General features: G+C 65.4%; 12 protein-coding genes. 9 read left to right on the top strand and 3 right to left on the bottom strand.

The window, feature by feature from the left end:
• Positions 1-18 precede the first annotated feature (18 nt).
• The gene (locus QWY74_RS11060; protein ID WP_264825682.1) at positions 19-1185 is read right to left on the bottom strand and encodes an acyl-CoA dehydrogenase family protein; all 1167 of its coding nucleotides are present in this window, start codon (positions 1183-1185) and stop codon (positions 19-21) included.
• A 295-nt stretch (positions 1186-1480) separates the two neighbouring features.
• Here QWY74_RS11060 and QWY74_RS11055 point away from each other — a divergent pair, with 295 nt between their 5' ends.
• Both QWY74_RS11055 and QWY74_RS11050 read left to right on the top strand, forming a co-directional pair.
• On the top strand, positions 1481-1960 hold the full coding sequence (locus tag QWY74_RS11055) for a MerR family transcriptional regulator (RefSeq protein WP_264825680.1): 480 nt from the start codon (positions 1481-1483) through the stop codon (positions 1958-1960).
• 202 nt (positions 1961-2162) lie between these two features.
• Positions 2163-3845, top strand: a complete 1683-nt coding sequence (locus tag QWY74_RS11050; RefSeq protein WP_264825679.1) for an AMP-binding protein — start codon at positions 2163-2165, stop codon at positions 3843-3845.
• Positions 3846-4054: 209 nt separating this feature from the next.
• Here the strand turns inward: QWY74_RS11050 and QWY74_RS11045 are convergent, their stop codons facing one another.
• Complete coding sequence (locus tag QWY74_RS11045) at positions 4055-5644, bottom strand: peptide chain release factor 3 (protein ID WP_264825678.1); 1590 nt, start codon at positions 5642-5644, stop codon at positions 4055-4057.
• 392 nt (positions 5645-6036) lie between these two features.
• On the opposite strand from QWY74_RS11045, the gene QWY74_RS11040 reads away from it, so the two are divergent.
• The 7 genes from QWY74_RS11040 (at position 6037) to QWY74_RS11010 (ending at position 21325) form a co-directional block, all read left to right on the top strand.
• On the top strand, positions 6037-8076 hold the full coding sequence (locus QWY74_RS11040) for a capsule polysaccharide biogenesis protein (protein WP_290314326.1): 2040 nt from the start codon (positions 6037-6039) through the stop codon (positions 8074-8076).
• A gap of 2 nt (positions 8077-8078) precedes the next feature.
• Complete coding sequence (locus QWY74_RS11035; protein ID WP_290314325.1) at positions 8079-9317, top strand: capsule polysaccharide biogenesis protein; 1239 nt, start codon at positions 8079-8081, stop codon at positions 9315-9317.
• Positions 9314-10075 carry an SDR family NAD(P)-dependent oxidoreductase gene (locus tag QWY74_RS11030; RefSeq protein ID WP_290314323.1) on the top strand — a complete coding sequence of 254 codons (762 nt, stop codon included), beginning with the start codon at positions 9314-9316 and terminating at the stop codon, positions 10073-10075. Before QWY74_RS11035 ends, QWY74_RS11030 begins: the two co-directional genes overlap by 4 nt.
• Entirely contained in the window at positions 10072-11646 is a 1575-nt protein-coding gene (locus QWY74_RS11025; RefSeq protein ID WP_290314320.1) for an LTA synthase family protein, read from the top strand. The genes QWY74_RS11030 and QWY74_RS11025 overlap by 4 nt, the downstream gene beginning before the upstream one ends.
• Positions 11643-19166 carry a type I polyketide synthase gene (locus QWY74_RS11020; protein ID WP_290314318.1) on the top strand — a complete coding sequence of 2508 codons (7524 nt, stop codon included), beginning with the start codon at positions 11643-11645 and terminating at the stop codon, positions 19164-19166. The genes QWY74_RS11025 and QWY74_RS11020 overlap by 4 nt, the downstream gene beginning before the upstream one ends.
• Positions 19163-20485: an aminotransferase class I/II-fold pyridoxal phosphate-dependent enzyme gene (locus QWY74_RS11015; protein WP_290314316.1), complete on the top strand. Its 1323-nt coding sequence runs from the start codon at positions 19163-19165 to the stop codon at positions 20483-20485. The genes QWY74_RS11020 and QWY74_RS11015 overlap by 4 nt, the downstream gene beginning before the upstream one ends.
• A 258-nt stretch (positions 20486-20743) precedes the next feature.
• The gene (locus tag QWY74_RS11010) at positions 20744-21325 is read left to right on the top strand and encodes a manganese efflux pump MntP (protein WP_290314315.1); all 582 of its coding nucleotides are present in this window, start codon (positions 20744-20746) and stop codon (positions 21323-21325) included.
• On the opposite strand, the gene QWY74_RS11005 is transcribed toward QWY74_RS11010, so the two are convergent.
• The coding region (locus tag QWY74_RS11005; protein ID WP_290314313.1) for an ISAs1 family transposase at positions 21249-21764 on the bottom strand (516 nt) is incomplete at its 5' end. The two genes, QWY74_RS11010 and QWY74_RS11005, sit on opposite strands and share 77 nt — an antisense overlap.

Raw genomic sequence — 21764 nt, 5'->3', positions numbered from 1 at the left:
CCTGAGAGGGGTTAAAAGTTATTGAAAGGACTCGATGACACCGTCGGCCAGCAGGCGGCGCGCCACGATCAACCGCATGATCTCGTTGGTACCCTCGAGGATCTGATGGACCCGCGTATCCCGCACCAGACGCTCCAGAGGATACTCACGAATATAGCCATAGCCACCATGCAGTTGCAGGGCCTCGTTGCAGACGTTAAAGCCGGCATCCGTAGCATACCGCTTGGCCATGGCACAGTGGGCCGTGGCCTCCGGATCCTGTGCATCCAGCCGCCAGGCGGCGTGGCGCACCATCAGCCGCGCCGCGGTCAGCTCGCTGGCCATGTCGGCAAGCTTGAACTGCAAGGCCTGAAAGGTCGACAGCTCGCGTCCGAACTGTTTGCGCTGGGCCATATAGTCGCGCGCCAGGGTCAGCGCCTGCTGGGCGGCCCCCAGCGAACAGCTGGCGATGTTCAGGCGGCCGCCATCCAGACCGCGCATGGCCAGCCGGAAGCCTTCGCCCTCTTCCCCCAGGCGATTACCGACCGGCACGCGAACATCATCGAAGCTCACCAGACGGGTCGGCTGGCTCTTCCATCCCATCTTGTCCTCGTTCCTGCCGTACTCGATGCCGGCGGCGTCCGCAGGGACCAGCAAGGCCGAGACCCCCGCGGCACCACTGTCGGGCTCACCGGTGCGCGCCATGACCACCAGCATCTGGGTAGCACCGGCGCCGGAGATGAACATCTTGGAACCATTCAGCACATAGTCATCGCCATCGCGCACCGCCCGGGTCTTAAGGCTCGCCGCATCCGAGCCGGCGCCGGGTTCCGTCAGGCAATAGGAGCCCAGCGACTCGCCCGCTATCATCGACGCGAGGTATTGATCACGCAGACCGTCGCTGCCCCAACCGGCGACCATCCAGGTCACCATGTTGTGTATGGTCAGGTAGGCCGTGGTAGAGACGCAGCCCTGGGCCAGCTGCTCGAAGATCAGGGACGCATCGAGACGCGACAGGCCCAGACCACCCTGCTCCTCGGCAATATAAATGCCCAGAAAGCCGGCCTCTCCGGCGCGCCGAATCACATCCACGGGAAAATGAGACTCCGCATCCCAGCCGGCGGCATGCTCGCTTAACTCCGCCCGGGCAAAATCCGCGGCCGCAGTGGCCAGTGCCTTCTGATCCTCGCTCAGCGCAAAATCCATGGGAACCTCTCACAAGATGACAGGAAACCGGGCGACGCCCGGGCAGGTACTGCCAGGCAGCGAGCCGCTGACGCCCTCGCGCCGACCGGGACCCATGCCCCGAGCATGCAGCTTCATTTACCCTAGCAGTTGCTTGGTTTATCCCACACCTCACCATGGTCGAACAAGCACTTTACGTAAACGTAAAGCTGATCTAGGCTTTGCGACATATCGGCAAACGCTTCTCCAGGCACCGTTCCGAACGACGAAGCCTCGAAGCCAGGCCGCTCAGAGGTCAACAGGATACCTACACTCGATGAGCGAAGAGACGACCGCAGAAAAGCACGCATCAGCCGACCAGGCGACAATCAGCGGCAGCGATGCCAGCAGCCAGGCACTGCCCCGACAGCAACGCACTTATAGCATCAGCGAGCTGGCCAGGTTATTCGACGTCACACCCCGCACGATCCGCTTCTACGAGCAGGAAGGACTGCTTGCCCCACAACGGCAGGGGCAGAAGCGTATCTACCGCGACAAGGACCGCGTGCGTCTCAAGCTCACCCTGAGAGGCAAGCGCCTCGGGTTTTCCCTCGCCGAGATCCGCGAAGTGGTGATGATGTACGACGCCATGCCCGACGGAAACACCCGACAGCTCCAGCGCCTGATCGAGATCCTCGAGGAAAAACGCGCCGAGCTCGAACGCCAGGAAGACGACATCCGCCAGATGCGGCGGGAAATGGACGACGTCGAACAGAAAGCGAGGGAAGCGTTGGGGAAGCTCGGCGCCGGTAGCTAGAAGAAGGAAGAAGGAAGAAGGAAGAAGGAAGAAGGTAGCCAGGGTGTATGGTGTAAAGGGTTTTCTTCCAGGCGCGAAGCGCCGTTCTTCCCTCTTCAAGCGGCGCCAGCCGCGTTCTTACCTCTTCCAGGCGCGTAGCGCCGTTCTCCCCTCTTCGTTCTCGTAACGGCGTCAACCGCCATCCAACAACAATGGAGCCACCATGTCACGCCGGATCAGCTACGTCAGCGGGGTCAGCGACACCCCACTGAAAGGCCAGACCATCGGGGATTGTTTCGACGACACCGTGTCCCGGTTCGGGGATCGGGATGCCTTGATCAGCCGTCACCAGGGGCTGCGCTATAGCTGGCGGGAGCTGCGTGACGAAGTGGATCGGGTGGCGCGGGCGATGATGGCGCTGGGCGTGGAGAAAGGTGATCGGGTGGGCATCTGGTCACCCAACCGTGCCGAGTGGGCGATCACCCAGTTCGCCACGGCCAAGCTCGGCGCCATTCTGGTCAATATAAACCCCAGCTACAGAACCCACGAGCTGGAATACGCGCTGCGCCAGTCGGGCACCTCGACCCTGGTACTGCAGGGTGCCTTCAAGGGGTCGGATTATGTCGCCGCGCTTGCCGAACTGATGCCCGAACTTAACGAGGCCAGCGGTGCAGACAGCTGGCAATCCGAGCGCCTACCCGAACTGCAACGAGTCATCTGCCTCGATGCCGCTCACGCCCTGCCCGGCATCCTCTCCTGGCAGGCCATGCGCGAGCATGCCGGTGACGTCAGCCCCAAAGCGCTGGCCGAGCGCCAGGCCAGTCTGCAGTTCGACGAGGCGATCAACATCCAGTACACCTCGGGCACCACCGGCGCGCCCAAGGGCGCCACCCTCTCGCACCACAACATCCTCAACAACGGCTTTTTCGTAGCCCGCACCATGAAGCTCGACGCCAGCGACCGCATGGTAATCCCGGTCCCGCTCTACCACTGCTTCGGCATGGTGATGGGCAACCTGGGCTGCATGACCCACGGCAGCACCATGATCTACCCCGACCAGGGCTTCGATCCGTTGCTGACACTCCAGGCCGTTAGTGAGGAAGGCGCCACGGCGCTATACGGGGTCCCCACCATGTTCATCGCCGAGCTCGAACACCCCGAGTTCGAACACTTCGACCTCTCGACCCTGCGCACCGGCATCATGGCCGGCTCCATCTGCCCCATCGAGGTCATGCGTCGCGTCATCGAGCGCATGCACATGCAGGAAGTCACCATCTGTTACGGCATGACCGAAACCAGCCCGGTGAGCTTCCAGACCAGGACCGACGCCCCGTTCGACAAGCGCGTGACCACCGTCGGCACCATACACCCGCACACCGAGGTCAAGCTGACCAGCCCGGACGACGGCAGTGTGGTACCGCCCGGTACACCCGGCGAGCTCTGTACCCGCGGCTACAGCGTCATGCTCGGCTACTGGAACAATCCGGAGGCCACCCACGACGCCATCGACCAGGCCGGATGGATGCACACCGGCGACCTGGCCACCATGGACGACGACGGCTACGTCGCCATCGTGGGACGAATCAAGGACATGATCATCCGCGGTGGTGAGAACATCTACCCCCGCGAAATAGAGGACTTTCTCTACACCCACCCCGCCATCTCCGACGTTCAGGTCATCGGCGTACCCAGCGAGAAGTACGGCGAGGAAATCATGGCCTGGGTCAAGCTCAGCGAAGGCGAATCACTCGACGAAGACACCCTCAAGGCCTTCTGCCAGGACCGCATCGCCCACTTCAAGATCCCCCGCTATATCAAGTTCGTCGAGGAATTCCCGATGACCGTCACCGGCAAAGTGCAGAAGTTCAGGATGCGGGAAGAAGCCGTGGAGGAGTTGGGGTTGTGAAGAGTGAAGAGTGAAGAGTGAAGAGTGAAGAGTGAAGAGTGAAGAGTGAAGAGTGAAGAGTGAAGAGTGAAGAGTGAAGAGTGAAGAGTGCCAGGCTAGCCCCAGGGTTGGGAGCGTCAAGGTTTATCTTCCCTCTTCAAGGCGCGTAGCGCCGTTCTTCGCTCTTTCAGCGGCGTCAGCCGCGTCCTTCCAGGCGCTCAGCGCCTGGGTCAGTGCTCCCTCGTATGATGAAACTTGACGTCGGGCCAGCGCTCCTGGGTCATCTGCAGGTTAACGCGGGTCGGGGCGATGTAAGTCAGGTGACCGCCGCCGTCGATGGCGAGGTTAGCGCTGACCTTGCGCTTGAAGTCTTCCAGCATCTTCGGGTCGTCGCATTCGACCCAGCGGGCGGTCTGGACGTTGACGCCCTCGTAGATGCAGTCGACCTTGTATTCCTGCTTGAGACGATGGGCCACCACATCGAACTGCAGCACGCCCACGGCGCCCAGGATCAGATCATTGTTGTCCAGCGGCATGAACACCTGCGTAGCGCCCTCTTCCGAGAGCTGCTGCAGGCCTTTCTGCAGTGCCTTCATCTTCAGCGGGTCGGTGAGGCGCACGCGCTTGAACAGTTCCGGGGCGAAGTGCGGGATGCCGGTGAAGCGCATGTTCTCGCCCTGGGTGAAGGTATCGCCGATCTGAATGGTGCCGTGGTTGTGTAGACCGATGATGTCGCCGGGCCACGCCTCTTCAACATGCGTGCGGTCGGATGCCATGAAGGTAAGGGCATCGGCAATCTTCACATCCTTGCCGACGCGCACATGGCGCATCTTCATGTGGCGCTCGTACTTGCCGGAACACACCCGCAGGAAGGCCACCCGGTCGCGGTGGTTGGGGTCCATGTTGGCCTGGATCTTGAAGACGAAGCCACTGAAGCTGCCGTCTTCGGCCTCCACGGTGCGCAGGTTGGTGTCCCGTGGCTGCGGGGACGGCGCATATTCGACGAAGCCGTCCAGCATCTCGCGCACGCCGAAATTGCCCATGGCGGTACCGAAATACACGGGCGACAGCTCACCGCGCAGATAGGCGTCATGGTCGAAGGTATGCGAGGCACCGCGCACAAGCTCGACCTCCATGCGCAGTTCCTCGGCTGCATCTTCGCCCAGCACCTCATCGACCTCGGGGCTGTCGAGTCCCTCGATGCGATTGTCCTCGGGAATACGGTTGCCCTGGCCCTGCTTGTAAAGATGAATCACGTCATTGTAGAGGTGATAGACCCCCTTGAAGTGACGCCCCATGCCGATCGGCCAGGTCATCGGTGCACACTGGATCTTGAGTACGTCCTCGACTTCATCCATGACCTCGATGGGATCACGGGTATCGCGGTCCATCTTGTTGATGAAGGTCAGGATCGGCGTGGTCCGCAGCCGACATACATCCATCAGCTTGATGGTCCGGTCCTCGACACCCTTGGCCCCGTCGATGACCATCAGGGCCGAGTCCACCGCCGTCAGGGTGCGGTAGGTATCCTCGGAGAAGTCAGCGTGGCCCGGCGTATCGAGCAGGTTGACGATGCGCCCGTTATAGGGGAACTGCATCACCGAGGTGGTCACCGAGATGCCCCGCTCTTGCTCCATCTTCATCCAGTCGGAGGTGGCGTGGCGATCATCCCGCTTGCTCTTCACCGACCCCGCCATCTGGATGGCATTGCCGAACAACAGCATCTTCTCGGTGATGGTCGTCTTGCCCGCATCGGGGTGGGAGATGATGGCGAAGGTCCTACGAAGCCCCGTCTCATGGGCCTGCTTGGCGTCTGTCATTACAACTCGGCTCTAGGTTGTACTAGCCCCTGTACTCACTTCCGGAAGCAGCCAGGCGAGTATGGATAAGGAATGCGGGGATTGTACCGGCAAGGCGGGTCGGGTGCACGAGCAGGAAGAAGGAAGAAGGAAGAAGGAAGAAGGAAGAAGTCAGGCTAGTGACAGTGTGTGTGGCGCCAAGGGGGTTCTTCCCTCTTCAAGGCGCGAAGCGCCGTTCTACCCTCCTCCTTCTTTGAACGCGCGCAGCGCCGTTCTTCCAGCTTCCAGCTCCGGGCCCGGGCCGGCCCGGCCGGTTTTAGCCTTGTTCACTCCCGACCCCGCGTCTCTCGCGGTGCATCCTGTTACAATCCTGCGTCTATTCAAACCATTGATAGATTTAAAGGGATACGCCCTTGGCCCTTTCACGCCGAGCCTCACAGCCCGACACCGTGGCGATATCGACGCGGCGCATGCAGGCGTTGCCGATTCTGCGTGCCTGCTTGCCCGAGTTCGAGCACTTCCCCTTGCTGGGTAGCTGGGCCGCGCGTCGTGCGGGGGGGATCGCGGGCTGGGGCTTGAAGCCGAGTTCACGCAAGGCGCGTGACCATGCCGATGCGCATGGGCTGCCTTATCTCGCCGTCGAGGATGGTTTCCTGCGCTCCTGGGGGCTCGGCGTCGAGGGGCATCCCCCCCACAGCCTGATCGTCGATTCGGTGGGCATCTACTATGACGCCAGCCGCCGCTCCGAGCTGGAGCAGTTGATCCAGGCGGCGGACGACTTCCCGGCGGAGGAGCTCGAGCGGGCACGCCGCGGCATGCAGCGGCTGCGCGAGCTGCGGTTGTCCAAGTACAACCATGCGCCGGACCGCACGCTGTTCGCCGACCAGCGGCCCCGCGTGCTGGTTGTCGACCAGACCGCCGGTGACGCGTCCATCGAAGGGGCACTGGCTACGGCCGAGGACTTCCAGTGCATGCTCGACCGTGCCCGCAGCGAACATCCCGAGGCGGAAATTCTGGTCAAGGTGCACCCCGATGTAATTGCCGGCAAGAAGGCCGGCCATCTGGGTGATGCCGGCGAGATACCCGGCTGCCGCCTGATCGGCGAGACGCTCAATCCCTGGGCACTGCTGGATGCCGTCGACACCGTCCATGTGGTCAGCAGCCAGCTCGGCTTCGAGGCCCTGATGGCCGGCAAGCGTGTCGTCTGCCACGGGGTGCCCTTCTATGCCGGCTGGGGGCTCACCGATGACCGCAAGGCCTGCCCGCGACGCCAGCTTCCCCGCAGCCTGGAGCAGGTCTTCGCCGCGGCCTATCTTCGCTATACGCGTTACGCCAACCCTTATACGGGCCTGGCCAGCAACTTCGAGGACGTCATCGAGCTGATCGGTGACCAGACGCGCCAGCACCACCGCCTCGCCGGGCGCTGGGCCGTATACGGTCTGTCCTCATGGAAGCGCGGCTTCGTCGGCGATTTCCTGGGCGAGCTGAGCCGGGTTCGTCACCTTCGCCACCACCAGCCGCCACAGGGTGCCGAAGCCGACGAGCGGATTCTCTGCTGGGCCTCACGCCTCGACGAGAACGCCGCCACACGCTGTCGGCAAAGCGGCCATGCGCTCTGGCGCATGGAGGATGGCTTCCTGCGCTCCATTGGCCTGGGCGTCGACCTCGCCCGTCCGCTGTCGCTGGTCGTCGATTCGCTGGGCATTCATTACGATGCCAAGCGCGAAAGTGAACTCGAGCGCCTGCTCAACGAGGCCGATTTCCCGCCGGCGCTGATGGCACGCGCCGCCCGGCTGCGCGAGCGCCTGGTGGCGCTGCGGCTCTCCAAATACAACCTGCCGGGAGCAAGGCCTCTCGAGCGCCCGCCGGGGAAGCGCCTCCTGCTGGTCACCGGCCAGGTGGAAAGCGACGCCTCCATCGCCCACGGCACCGTGGATATCCGCACCAATGGCGACCTGCTGACCGCCGTGCGCGAGGCCAATCCGCACGCCCGGATTCTCTACAAGCCCCACCCGGACGTGCTGACCGGGGCGCGTGTCGGTGCCCTCGATACCGCCCACGAGGCGCTATACGACCAGTCGGTCAGTGATGTCGACATCACCGGTCTACTGGACATGGTCGATGAGGTCCATACCATGGGGTCCCTGGCAGGCTTCGAAGGCTTGCTGCGTGGCTGTCGTATCGTCACCTATGGCCTGCCGTTCTATGCGGGCTGGGGGCTCACCGAGGACCGCCACCAGTGCCCGCGTCGGCGGCGGACCCTGGAGCTGGATGAGCTGGTGGCGGCCACCCTGATTCTCTACCCGCTTTACGTCGACCCCGTCAGCCGTGGGCTCTGCAATGCCGAGACCGTGGTGACACTACTCGAACAACAACGCGCTCGCCATCAGCGTCCCGCCTGGTGGACGTACCTCTATCGCGGGTACCGCAACACCTTTATTGGAAGGCATTAACCGTGACGTCGCCGAAACGCTCTTTCCTGTTCCTTCAGGGTGTCTGCTCGCCGTTCTTCCCGCGTCTCGGCAGGAAGCTGAGTGCCGATGGTCATCATGTCGCCAAGGTCAACTTCGCCGCAGGTGACATGGCCTACTGGTGCAAGAGCGCAGGTCCCGGCCACAACTTCCGCGGCAAGCTGGAGAACCTGCCTGAATTCCTCAGAGACCTCTGGCAACGGCACGGCACCACCGACCAGGTTTTGTTCGGCGACCAGCGGCCCATGCACCTGATCGCCATCGAGGAGGCCCGCAAGCAGGGCATCCGCAACCATGTGCTCGAGGAAGGCTATTTCCGGCCGCACTGGATCACTCTGGAACGCGAAGGCGTCAACGGCTATTCACTGCTGCCACAGGACGCCGACTGGTTTCGCGAGGTCGGCAATCGCCTGCCACAACCCGCGAGACCCAAGCGCTTTCAGCCATCTTTCAAGCGGCGTGCCACCCATGATGTCCTCTACCATTTGGCCGGCCTCGGCAACCCAGCAATATTCCCGCGCTACCGCACCCATGCGCCCGTTACCGCGCCAGTGGAATACGCCGGCTATATCAAGCGCTTCACCCAGCTGCGCTGGTGGAAGCCCCGGGATGCCGAGCGCATCAAGGCACTGATCGGCGGCAACCGGCCTTACTACGTGCTGCCCCTGCAACTCAATGGCGATGCCCAGATCCGCAACCACTCTCATTTCAGCGACATGGTCGAAGTCATCGAGTACATCATGGCCTCCTTTGCCCGGCATGCCCCCTCGGACAGCCTGCTGTGCATCAAGAACCATCCGCTGGACATGGGGCTGATCAATTACTCCGGCCTGATCAAGCGCCTGGAAAAACGCTTCGCCATCGAGGGCCGCACGGTCTACCTGGAGTCCGGCGATCTCAATGCCCTGCTGGATGCCGCCGCCGGCACCGTGACGGTCAACAGCACCTCGGGGATCGTCGCCCTGGAGCATCGCTGCCCGACCATCGCCCTCAGTCAGCCCATCTACCGCCTGAATGGTCTGACCTTCGAGGGTGGACTGGACGACTTCTGGCGAGACGCAGAGGCCCCGGACGACGAACTCTTCCGCTGCTTTCATCGCACCATCATGCACACCGTCCAGCTCAATGGCGGCTACTACTGCGACACCGGGATGCAACTGGCCATCGACAACGTGGCCAACCGCCTGGAGGAACCCCGCTCACCGCTCGAGGCCCTGCTATGACGCCACGCAGCCTGCTGATCACCGGTGCCACCGGCGCCATCGGCGGCGCTCTGGCTCGCCACTATGCGGCCCCGGGCATTCGCCTGGTGCTGCATGGACGGCGTGCCGAGCCCCTGGAGGCAGTGGCCAGAACCTGTCGTGACGCCGGTGCAGAGGTCGAGCTCAGCCGGGTCGACCTGACCGATGACACGGCCCTGGGCGAATGGCTGGAGCAGCTCGCGCTGCCCGATGTGGTCATCGCCAATGCCGGCCAGAACCTGCACGCAGAGCCCGGCGAGGAAATGGAAGACTGGCAGGCCACCAGCCGGCTGCTCGACATCAACCTGCGCACGCCCATGGCCATGGCCCACCACCTGGCACCGCGCATGGCCGAGCGCGGCCACGGCCAGCTGGTGTTTCTCAGCTCGCTGGCCGCCTGGCACGGCCTGCCGCTGACGCCCAGCTACAGCGCCAGCAAGGCCGGCATCAAGGCCTACGGCGAGGCCCTGCGCGGCTGGCTGACGCCGCGAGGCGTGGGCGTCAGTGTCGTCATGCCGGGGTATGTCAGCTCGCCGATGTGCCACGACATGCCCGGCCCCAAACCCTGGCAGATAGACGCCGACGCCGCGGCACGGCGCATGGCCCGTGGCATCGCGCGCAACAAGGCACGCATCAGCTTCCCCTTCCCGCTCAACCTGGGCTGCTGGTGTCTAGCGGTGTTGCCCGCTGGCCTGGCGCAACCCATCCTGCGCTGGATGGGCTATGGGAGACCGGCATGACGGCAGCACTGCTCTGGCCCTGGGGCCTCGGGCTGGTCGCCAGCCTGCTCGCCGAGTCGCTGCTGCGCCCCGCGCCCGCCGCGGCCTGGCAGCGCCCGGCCTCGACGCTGGCGGTGCATGTCGGCACCTGGAGTCTGGCCTTCGGCGGCCTGGTGCTGATCCTGCAGCGCCCCTGGTTCGCCCTGATGCTGTTCGTGGCATTACAGCTGGTGGTCGTGCAATCGAGCAATGCCAAATCCAGGACCCTACGCGAACCCTTTATCTGTCAGGACTTCGAGTACTTTCTCGACGCCATTCGCCATCCACGCCTCTATGTGCCCTTCTTCGGCATCGGCCTGGCGATTGGCGCGACCCTGGCCGGCCTGGCGGCCATCATCGGCTTTGTGCTGATCGAGACCTCACTGCTGGCCCGGCATGGCGGGGAGGTCTTCCTGTCGCGCAGCGCGCTGCTCATCGTGGCCTCGATCCTGCTACTGCGGCTCAGCCTGCGTCGCCTGCCGACGTGCAGCCTCGACCCGGCAGTGGATACCCACCGGCTCGGCCTGTTCAGCGCCCTCTGGGCCTATGGCCTGCTGATGCGCCGGCCGCTCGGCGAGCTCGCCTCGCCCTATGCACCCGCGCCGGAGACCCTGAAGGACCAGCCATCTCTGCCCCATCTGGTGGTGGTGCAGAGCGAATCCTTCTTCGACCCGCGCCCCTGGCATGGCCAGCTCCGCGACGACCTGTTGCCGAACCTGGATGCACTGCGCGATGAAGCCATGCTGCAAGGCCGCTTACGAGTCCCGGCCTGGGGCGCCAATACCGTGCGCACCGAGGCCGCTGTGCTGACCGGCCTCGACCAGCAGACCCTGGGCATCCACCGCTTCAATCCCTATCACCAATTGACCAAGCGTCCGGTACCCAGCCTGGCCGCCGAACTCAAGCGACTCGGCTATCGCACCGTCTGCGTTCATCCCTACGCCGCCAGCTTCTACCAGCGCGACCGCGTCATGCCACATCTCGGCTTCGATGAGTTCATCGATATCCAGGCCTTCGAGCGCTCGGATTACTGCGGTCAGTACATCGGCGACCTCGCGGTAGCCGATAAGGTTGGCAGTCTGCTCGCTGATACGGATAATAAGCCATTATTCGTGTTCGTGATCAGCATGGAAAACCACGGTCCCTTGCAACTGGACCAGTGGGCGGCTGACCAGCCCAGGGACTCGCTGGCCCCCGGCGCCCCGCCGCTGCCGGACGATGACGGCGAGCTGGCCAGCTACCTGGCGCACCTGCAGAATTCCGACCGCATGGCAGGGCGCCTGCAACAACAGTTGGCAACCAACACCAGACAAGGCCTACTGTGCTGGTATGGTGACCATGTACCGATCATGCCGAACGCGTATGAACATCATGGCGAGCCCGACGGCGACACGCCCTATTGGCTATGGTCGAGTCGCGGCTTCTGTAAAACGACCCAGACGAGCGAATCGCTGGGCGCCGAGCAATTGAGTCAACGGATATGGCAGGCTGTCGTCGAACAGGCGCAAGGCGCCGATGACGGCTGCAACCAGGAGCATCGGGAGCGAGCATGACAAGACGCGTGGCCATCATCGGTGTTGCCCACCGGATGCCGGGAACCACCCCGGAAGGCTTCTGGCAGGACCTGAAAGACGAGAAGGACCTGGTTACTCAGGTCGCCCCTGACCGCTGGAGTCATGAAGCCTTCCAGCACCCTGACAAGCGCCACCCCGGCACCAGCGTGACCTTCGCTGCCGGCAGTCTGGGCGACATCAGTGGCTTCGATGCCGACTTCTTCGGCATCTCGCCGCGTGAAGCGGCCAACATGGACCCGCAGCAACGCATGCTGCTGGAACTGACCTGGGAAACCATGGAAAGCGCCGGCATTGCCCCCTCTCGGCTGCGCGGCAGCCAGTGCGGTGTTTTCCTGGGTGTCGCAGCACTCGATTATTCGTATCGCTATACCGGCGACATGGGGGCCATCGATGCCTCCACCGCCACCGGCAACACCTCCAGCATCGCCTCGAACCGGCTCTCCTACCTGTTCGACCTGCACGGGCCGAGCATGTCGGTGGACACCGCCTGCTCATCATCCATGGTGGCCTTCCACCAAGCCTGCCAGGCTATCCGCAGCGGCGAGACCAGCATGGCCCTGGCCGGCGGCATCAGCCTGCACCTGCACCCCTACGGCTTCATTATCTTTTCCAAGGCCAGCATGCTCTCGCCCAATGGCCGCTGCCGCGTCTTCGATGCCGATGGTGATGGTTATGTGCGCTCGGAAGGCGCCGGCCTCTTCATGCTCAAGGACTACGACCAGGCTGTGGAAGACGGCGACAACATCCTGGGTGTGGTCGCCGGCTCGACCGTCAACACCGACGGCCACAAGCAGGGCCTGACCGTCCCCAATCCGGACGCTCAGACCCAGCTGATGCGCCAGGTCTACGAGCGCGCCGGAATCAGCCCCGACGAGATCGACTACCTGGAAGCGCATGGCACCGGCACCGCCGTCGGCGACCCCATCGAGACACACGCCATCGGCGATGCCCTGGCCCGGCACCGTCGCACGCCTTTGCCCATCGGCTCGGTCAAGAGCAACCTGGGCCACCTGGAAACCGCCTCGGGCGTGGCCGGCCTGGCCAAGGCGCTCTACAGCCTGCGTCATCGTGAAGTTCCGGCCACCATCGGCATTCGGCGCCCCAACCCGAAGATTCGCTTCGACGACTGGAACCTGGAAATCGTCACCCAGGCACGCAAGCTGAAGCCTGAGGGCCGCCTGGTCATCGGCGTCAACTCCTTCGGTTTCGGCGGCGCCAATGCTCACGTCATCCTCGAGAGCGCCCCGGCAGGGCCAGAGCCGTCGCCCGTGGTGCCGGAGCAAGCACTGCCCTTGCGCCTCTCCGCGCGTAGCGAGCCCGCCCTGCGCGCCATGGCCGGCGAGCTGGCCGCCTGGCTGGGCGACACCGAAAGCCGCCTCTACGATATCGCCGACAGCCTCTACCGCCGCCGCGAGCATCACGCCGACGGCGCCCTGCTGCTGGCGCGCAACAAGCAGGAAGCCGCCGAGCGCCTCGCCGCCTTTGCCGAAGAACGCGACACCGACAGCCGCGGCCTGGAGCTCGAACACCCGGTGGTTCGTGGCCAGCGGCTCGCCAGCGCCCAGGGCCCGGCCTTCGTCTACGACGGCAACGGCTGCCAGTGGGAGACCATGGGCCGCGACCTGCTGCACGAATCCAAGGTCTTCGCCGCCGCCATCGACGAGGTCGACGCCCTCTTCCAGCGCCATGCCGACTTCTCGCTGCGCGCCGAGCTCGACGGCAACAACGGTACCGAGCGCTTCCAGCGCACCGAGATCGCCCAGCCGGCGCTGTTCGCCGTTCAGGTGGGCATCACCCGCATGCTCGCCGCCCAGGGCATCGAGCCGGTGGCCGTGACCGGGCACAGCGTCGGCGAAGTAGCAGCCGCCTGGGCCTGTGGGGCTCTCTCGCTGAGCGACGCCGTGCGCGTCATCCACCTGCGCAGCCACTATCAGGGCCTGACCCGTGGCCAGGGCGAGATGACCGCCGTGGGCCTTGGCGCCGAGGCCATGGAAGGTTATCTGGCGCGCCCGGAGTACCGCGACCTCCACCTGGCCGGCATGAACAGCGCCAGGGGCGTCACCCTCGCCGGTCCGGCCGAGGCGCTGGAACGCATCGAGGCCGAGCTGCACGGACAGCGCCACTTCGCCAAGCGCCTGGGGCTCGATTACGCCTTCCACAGCCCGGCCATGGACCCCATCCGCGATGACCTGATCGGCTCGCTCAAGGGGCTGCGGCCGCGTCAGTCGCGGATTCCCTACATCTCCACTGTCACCGGGGCCGAGCTCGAGGGCGAGCACCTGGACGCCGACTACTGGTGGCAGAACATTCGCGAACCGGTGCGCTTCGCCGATGCGGCCCGCGCCATCACCGCCGACGGCACCAATGTGCTGATCGAGATCGGCGCTCACCCGATTCTCAAGCGTTATCTGAACGAGGCCCTGAGCGAAGCCGAGCTCGAAGGCGTGGTCATCGCCACCCTGGAGCGCGACCTGGCCGGCCCGCAGTGCATCGACCGGACCATCGGGCAGACCCTGCTCTCGGGCCTGGACACTGATACCGATCACTGGTTCCCGGTGACCGGTCAGCTGGTCGAGCTGCCGCGTTATCCCTGGCAGCACCGCTCCTACTGGATGCCCAGCACCTCGGACGCGCTCAACCTGCTCAACCGCCATTACGAACACCCCTTGCTGGGCTATCGGCTGGCGCAGCACACCCTGACCTGGGAAAGCCAGCTGGATACCGGCCGCCGCCCCTGGCTGGCCGGCCATGTGGTCGGCAATGCCGCCATCTTCCCCGGGGCCGGCTTCATCGAACTGGCTCTGGCCGCCGCCGCCCGCTGGCGCGACGCCCGCCCGCTGGATATCGAGGAACTCGAGATCCAGGCCCCGATGATGCTCGATGGCCAGCATGGCCGCCTCAGTCGCCTGGCCATTACGCCGGAAGACGGCCGCGTCAGCGTGCACTCCCGCGAGCCCGCCGTGGGCGAGGAATGGCAACTGCATGCCACGGCGCGCATCATGACCCAGAGTAAGGGTCTGATGCTCGAGCGTGCGGCCCCGCGCCTGCCCGAGCGCGAGCCTGACCTGACCCTGCCGGAACATCTAGCCATGGCCAGCCGCCTGGGCCTCGACTACGGCCCGGCCTTCCAGGCCATCGACCGCGCCTGGATCGACGAAAACGAGGTCATCGGTCACATCCAGCCCACCCCCGCAATTGCCGAACAGCTCGACGTGCAGCACCTGCACCCGGGCATTCTGGACAGCGCCTTCCAGTTGTTCCTGCCGCTGCTGGCGCGCCAGAGTGCCCGCCAGGGCGAGTCGTTCGAGCGCCAGGGCATGGCCTTCGTTCCGGTGCGGGTCGGCCGCATCCAGTGGTCACCGGATGCCGGCCAGCCGGCCGTGGCCCGGGCCAGGCTGCTCAAGCAAGCGCCGTACTCCTTCACCGCCGACTTCGAACTCTTCGATGCCGAGGGCCGCGCCGTCGCAGTGGTCAGCGAGACGCGCTTCAAGGCCGTGCGTCTTACCAGCCACGCCGAGCAGCGCCTCAGCCATCTGGACGTGCGCCTGACACCGGCGCCGCGCCCGGCGCAGCAACAACCGGCCGACCTCAGCGCGCTGATGGCCACCATGCCCGAGCTGGTTGACGGCTACGCCGCCGCCACCGGCCAGCGCTATGCCAGCGAACTCGCGCCGCTGCTCGACCGCCTGGCCGAGGCCTTCGCTGCCGAAGCCCTGGCCGACAGGCTGATAGACGGCGAACTGCGCCAGGCGGACTACCAGTCGATGGTGGCCGCCCAGCCCCAGACACAGGCCCTGCTCGACCAGCTATTGCACCTGCTGGTCGACGCCGGGCGCCTGGAACGCCATGACCATGGCTGGACACAGCGCGATGTCGAGGACGATGTCGATGCCACCACCATCTGGCGCCTGCTGGCCCAGGATTACCCAGGCCACATCGGCCCCATCCAGCGTCTGGGTCGCTTCGGCCTGAACCTGCGCGAACTCCTCGCGGGACATCGCAGTGCCGAGGACATCGGCCTCGACCGCGACCGCCTGACCCGTCTCAACCGCCAGTTGATCGGCCATGCCGGCTGGCAGGCGATTGCCGGGCCCCTCGGCAAGGCGCTCGGCGAGACCCTGGCCGAACTCCCCGAGGGCCAGCGCCTGTCGCTGCTCGAGGCCGGCGTCAGTGCACCGGCCCTGGGCGAGCGGCTTACCGAGCTGCTCGATCCCGACCTGTGCGACTATCGCCTGCTCACCGCCGGCGAGCTTGCCGCGCAGCATGCCGAGCAACTGCGCGAACGCCAGCCGCTCATCGAGGTCGAGTCGCTGGAGGCCTCGGGCAGCGAGCCGGCCGCCGGCAAGCCGGCCCAGCTTGCCATGGTCTCGCTGGATGTCACCAACCCCGAGCTCAGCCGCCGCCTCATCGAGGCCCTGCCGGCTCGCCTGGCACCCGGCGCCAGTGTGCTGTTGCTGGGAGTTGCCCCCTCGGCCTGGATCGACACCCTGCTGGCCACCCCGGGGCTCGACGACACCTCGCTGACCCCCAGCGCCTGTGAGCCCGACGACGTCAGCCAATGGCTGGAAGGGCTCGGCGCCCGGGACATTCAGGCACTTCCGCTGGAAGACGACGCCGGGGCCTATCTGATTCATGCCCGGCTGCCCGAGGCGCAGGAAGCCGCCGACGGCGTGCTGGACCGCGAATCCATGGCCGGCACGTCCCGCGACTATCTGCTGGTCGCCGATGAAGATGACACCGCCCTGGCCGAGGAGCTGGCCGCCACGCTGGAACGCCAGGGCCATTACGCCATGATCGGCGATGCCGAGGACGCCCATCGCGCCAGCCGCATCATCGACCTGCGCAACAGCGGCCTGCAGCGCTGCCAGCAGGCCGCCCGCTGGCCCGGCATTCTCGAGCCGCTGGCCGAGAACACCGCCGAGCCGCCGGCACTCTGGCTGATCACCCGCGAGGTGGCCGGCACCTGGCGCGAGGACCACCCGGCCGCCCGTGACGTCAGTGATGACGCCGCCCTCTGGGGCTTTGGCCGCTCGCTGGCCAACGAGGCCCACGGCTATCGTGTGCGCCTGCTCGACCTGCCCGCCGGCGAACTCTCGGCCAGGGCCTTCGCGACACTCGGCGACGAACTGATCGACCCCGACGCCGAGACCGAAGTCGTCATCGATGCCCAGGGCAAGCGATATGCCACTCGCCTGCGCATGCTGCCCGCCCCGGGCCAGCAGGAGGCCACGCCCGGCGAAGCCGCGCCCCGCGACACAGACCACGCTATGCGCCTGGGCTTCCCCATGCCCGGCCAGCTCCGCCACCTCGACTGGCAGGCCACCACCCTGCCGCAGCTCGCGAGTGGCCAGGTGCAGGTGCGGGTCGAGGCCACCGGCCTCAACTTCCGCGATGTCATGTATACCCTGGGGCTGCTCTCGGATGAGGCCATCGAGAACGGTTTCGCCGGCCCGACCCTGGGCCTCGAGTTCTCCGGCGTGGTCGAGCAGGTCGGCCCCGATGTCGAGGGCGTGGCCCCGGGCGATGCCGTGGTGGGCTTCGGCCCGGCCAGCTTCAGCGACCGCCTGATCGCCAGCCAGCACGCTATCGCGCCGCTGCCCAACGGCATCGACTTCGCCGCCGCGGCGACCATCCCGACCACCTTCTTCACCGTCTACTACGCGCTGAAGCACCTGGCGCGTCTGGCCCCCGGCGAACACGTGCTGATCCACGGCGCCGCCGGCGGCGTCGGCCTGGCCGCCATCCAGGTGGCTCGCTGGCTGGGTGCCGAGATCCACACCACCGTGGGCGCCGAGGAAAAGCGCGACTTCCTGCGCCTGAGCGGCATCGAGCGGCTGTATGACTCGCGCTCGCTGACCTTCGCCGAGGAGATCCTCGCCGATACCGACGGCCGTGGCGTGGACGTGGTGCTCAACTCGCTGGCCGGCGAAGCCATCAACCAGAACCTGCGGGTACTGCGGCCCTTCGGACGCTTCCTGGAACTCGGCAAGCGCGACTTCTACGAAAACACCCACATCGGCCTGCGGCCCTTCCGCAACAACCTCAGCTACTTCGGTATCGACTCCGACCAGCTGATGAAGGAATGCCCGGAGCTGACCCAGACCCTGTTCAGCGAGATGATGGCGCTGTTCGAGGACGGCACCTTCACGCCGCTGCCGTACACTGCCTTCGGCAACCGGCAGGTGGTCGAGGCCTTCCGCTACATGCAGCAGGCCCGCCAGATCGGCAAGGTGGTGGTCACCCAGGACCAGCCGCTGAGCCCGGCCGCCGAGAGCCGGCCCGCCGAGGCTCCAACGCTTTCCGCCGCGGCCAGCTACCTGGTCACCGGTGGCCTGGGCGGCTTCGGCCTGCGCACCGCCCGCTGGCTGGCCGAATGCGGCGCGCGTCATCTCATCCTGGTGGGCCGCCGCGGCGCCGCCTCGCCGGAAGCCGCCGACGGCATCGCCGAGCTGGAGGCCATGGGCGTCACGGTCGAGGCCGCTGCCTGTGACGTGGGCGACCGAGCCGCGCTCAGTGCCCTGCTTAAGCGTTGCCGCTCCGAGCATCCGCCGCTCAAGGGCATCGTTCACGCCGCCGCGGTCATCGAGGACGGCCTGATCCGCAATCTCGACGACGAACGGATCGCACGCGTGCTGACACCCAAGATCGAGGGTGCGCGCCTGCTCGATGAGCTGACCCGCGACGACGCCCTGGACTTCTTCGTGCTCTATTCCTCGGCGACCACCCTGTTCGGCAACCCCGGCCAGGCCAGCTATGTGGCGGCCAACCACTGGCTCGAAGCCCTGGCCGCCAACCGTCGCGCCCAGGGGCTGCCCGCCACCTGCGTGCGCTGGGGCGCCATCGAGGATGCCGGCTTCCTGGCCCGCAATACCCGCACGCGGGATGCGCTACAGGAGCGCCTGGGTGGCTCCGCCCTGCGCGCCGATGACGCCCTGAGCGTGCTCGGCCGCATGCTCGCCGCACCGGGGCCCAGCCTCGGCGTGCTCGAGCTCGACTGGCCGGCGCTGGCCCGCTCGTTGCCCACCGCCGACAGCCCGCGTTTCAGCGAAGTCGCTCGCGCCGCCGGTGACGAGAGCCACCAGGACGACAGCGACCAGGACATCACGCAACTGCTCGCCGAGCTTTCGCCGGAAGAATTGCACGGCACCGTCACCGAGCTGCTCAAGGCCGAGCTGGCCAGCATCCTGCTGGTGGAGGAAAGCAAGATCGACGTTCACCGCTCGGTCTACGACATGGGCTTTGATTCGCTGATGGGCGTCGAGCTGATGACCGCCATCGAATCACGCCTCGGCGTGCGCGTGCCCGTCATGGTGCTCAGCGAAGCCTCGACGCTGGACAAGCTCAGCGGCGTGCTCATCGAGCGTTTGACCCGCGGCGACGATGACGACGACGCGAGCGGCGACGAACAGGCCGGACTGGCCTCGCTTGCGGCCCAGCACGGTGCTGATGCCATCGCCGACGCCGCTGAAACGCCACCGCAAGAGGCCACGACGCGATGAGTCAGCAGGGTTCCCGGCAGGACCTCAAGCGCCAGCTACTCGACGGGGCGCGCAGCCGCAAGCGCTCGCGCCCGCCCAGCGATGCGGGCAGCGCCAACAGTGGCCAGAACCGTGTCGCCGAGCGGCTGACCCGCTTCGACAGCCACCCGGGATATCAGCAGTTGACCCTGATGCGCGAGGCCGCCACGCGGCTCGGCCTGGTCGACCCCTTCTTCCGTTGCCACCAGGGCAATGCCGGGGCTACCAGTCGCATCGACGAGCGCGAGGTCATCAACTTCGCCAGCTACAACTACCTGGGCTTCTCCGGCGACCCGCGGGTCAACCAGGCGGCCATCGACGCCGTACAGCACTACGGCAGCTCCGTCTCGGCCAGCCGCATCGTCTCCGGTGAGCGCCCCATCCACGGCGAACTGGAAAGTGCCATCGCCGAGGCCTACGACGTCGAGGCGGCAGTGGCCTTCGTCAGCGGCCACGCCACCAACGTCTCGACGCTTGGCTACCTGCTCGGCCCGGGCGACCTGATCCTCCACGACGAGTACATCCACAACAGCGCCCTGGTCGGTGCCCAGCTCTCCGGCGCCCGGCGCATGAGTTTCCCGCACAACGACGCCGACGCTCTGGACGACTTGCTGCGCCGTCATCGCCCGCAGTTCGAGCGCGTGCTGATCGTCATCGAGGGGCTCTATAGCATGGACGGCGACCTGCCCGACCTGCCGCGCTTCGTCGATATCAAGCAACGCCACCAGAGCTGGCTGATGGTCGACGAAGCGCACTCCTTCGGCGTACTGGGCGAACATGGTCTGGGTCTGCGCGAACACTTCGACATGCCCGCCAACAGTGTCGATATCTGGATGGGCACCATGAGCAAGACGCTGGCCGGCTGTGGCGGCTACATCGCCGGCTGCCAGGCACTGGTGGAGACTCTGCGCCACCTGGCGCCGGGGTTCCTGTACAGCGTGGGCATGCCCGCCCAGGTCGCCGGCCCCTCGCTCAAGGCGCTGGAACTCATGCACCAGGAACCGCAACGCGTGCACCGCCTGCAGGCCATCTCGCGCTACTTCCTGGAGCAGGCCCGGCAAATGGGACTGGACACGGGGGAAAGCATCGGCGCCGCCGTGGTCCCGGTGATCATCGGCAGCTCGGCCCGCGCCGCCGGGCTTTCCCACGCCCTGCTGGAGCGCGGCATCAACGTCCAGCCCATTCTGCACCCCGCCGTGCCCGAGCAGAGCGCCCGCTTGCGCTTCTTCCTCTCCTGCGAGCACACCGAAGCCCAGGTCGACCAGACCCTCGAAGCCCTGCAGGAAGAGCTGGCACGGTGAACTCCGCCACATGACATCCGTCATCCAATCATGTAGGCTCGTGCTCGTTCTTGGGGAGTAGCCTGCTTCCTGCGCACGATCAAGCCCTTGGCCTGGCGAGCGCGTGGGAGTCTCCGTGTCAACATACTCGGCCGCAAAGCCGTGGCACGGTAGCCGCAAGGTTGGCGAGACCAATGATGTCACCGCGCTGGACAGACGTTTTCCAACGTCGCTCAACAGCGCATGTCGTCTTGGCCTGTCGATCGCCGGAGCCTGTGCATGTCCCTTTACTCGACCATTTTTCTCGCCTTCTCCATGTCCAGCGATGCCTTTGTCGCCTCGCTGAGCAAAGGCGCCGCCTTGTCCCGGCGACCCAGTTTTCTCCAGGCGCTGCAAACCGGCCTGATCTTCGGCGTCATCGAGACCCTCACCCCACTGCTCGGCTGGGCCCTGGGCCTCTCGATGGCGCAGTACATCACTGCCTGGGACCACTGGATCGCCTTCGCGCTGCTTTCCTTACTGGGCGCCCACATGATTCATGAGGGGCTGAAGAATGAAAGCCCCGAAAGCGAAGGCCCCGCCAACACAAACGCCGGAACGTCTCCGCCCCGGCGCTCATCGCGCTCCCTATTGCATCTCGTGGTAACCGCCCTGGCAACCAGCATCGACGCTCTGGTCATCGGCATCACGCTGGCCTTCATGGACGCCCACATCATCTGGACCTCACTCGCGATCGGCACCGCCACCCTGCTGATGACCACCCAGGGAAAACGCATGAAAAATCCTAGACCGCGAGAATGTCTGCAAGGTACGTCTCATCCAGCGCCGCTTTCTTCTGTTTTCGCCGGATTCCGCCCTTGAATCCTTTCTCTCCTTTCAGGTAATTCAAGGCGATATGCCGCACCCTGGCGAGGTTTTCTGCCGCCTGTCCTCGGTGGATTTTGCAGGCATCCTCGCGGAGAGTGACGTCCAAGGACCAGTGGAGCTTATTCTCGACATACCAATGCTGGCGGGCCGCTTCGGCAAGCTTTTTGGCACTGAGTTCGGTGGAGCTGATGTAGTAGCGGATCATCGGTACCTCTGGTGCTTCGCCACCTTCCTGACGAAAGCTCATGACCACGCCCACTGTTTTCAAGCCTGGCCACTCGTAGCTAAGCTCCTGAAACTCTTCAGTAATCTCACTAACGATGTGATAACGGGTCTCTTGCCGCCCTCGGTTCTTTTCATCCGTGACATAGGCATCACCATCGAAGTTGACCACCTTGGCCATGGGGAACGCCGCCTCAAAGGCATCTGCCAA

It is taken from the genome of Halomonas almeriensis (assembly GCF_030409235.1).
Taxonomy (GTDB): domain Bacteria; phylum Pseudomonadota; class Gammaproteobacteria; order Pseudomonadales; family Halomonadaceae; genus Halomonas; species Halomonas almeriensis.
This window is presented reverse-complemented; position numbering and strand designations above follow the sequence as displayed.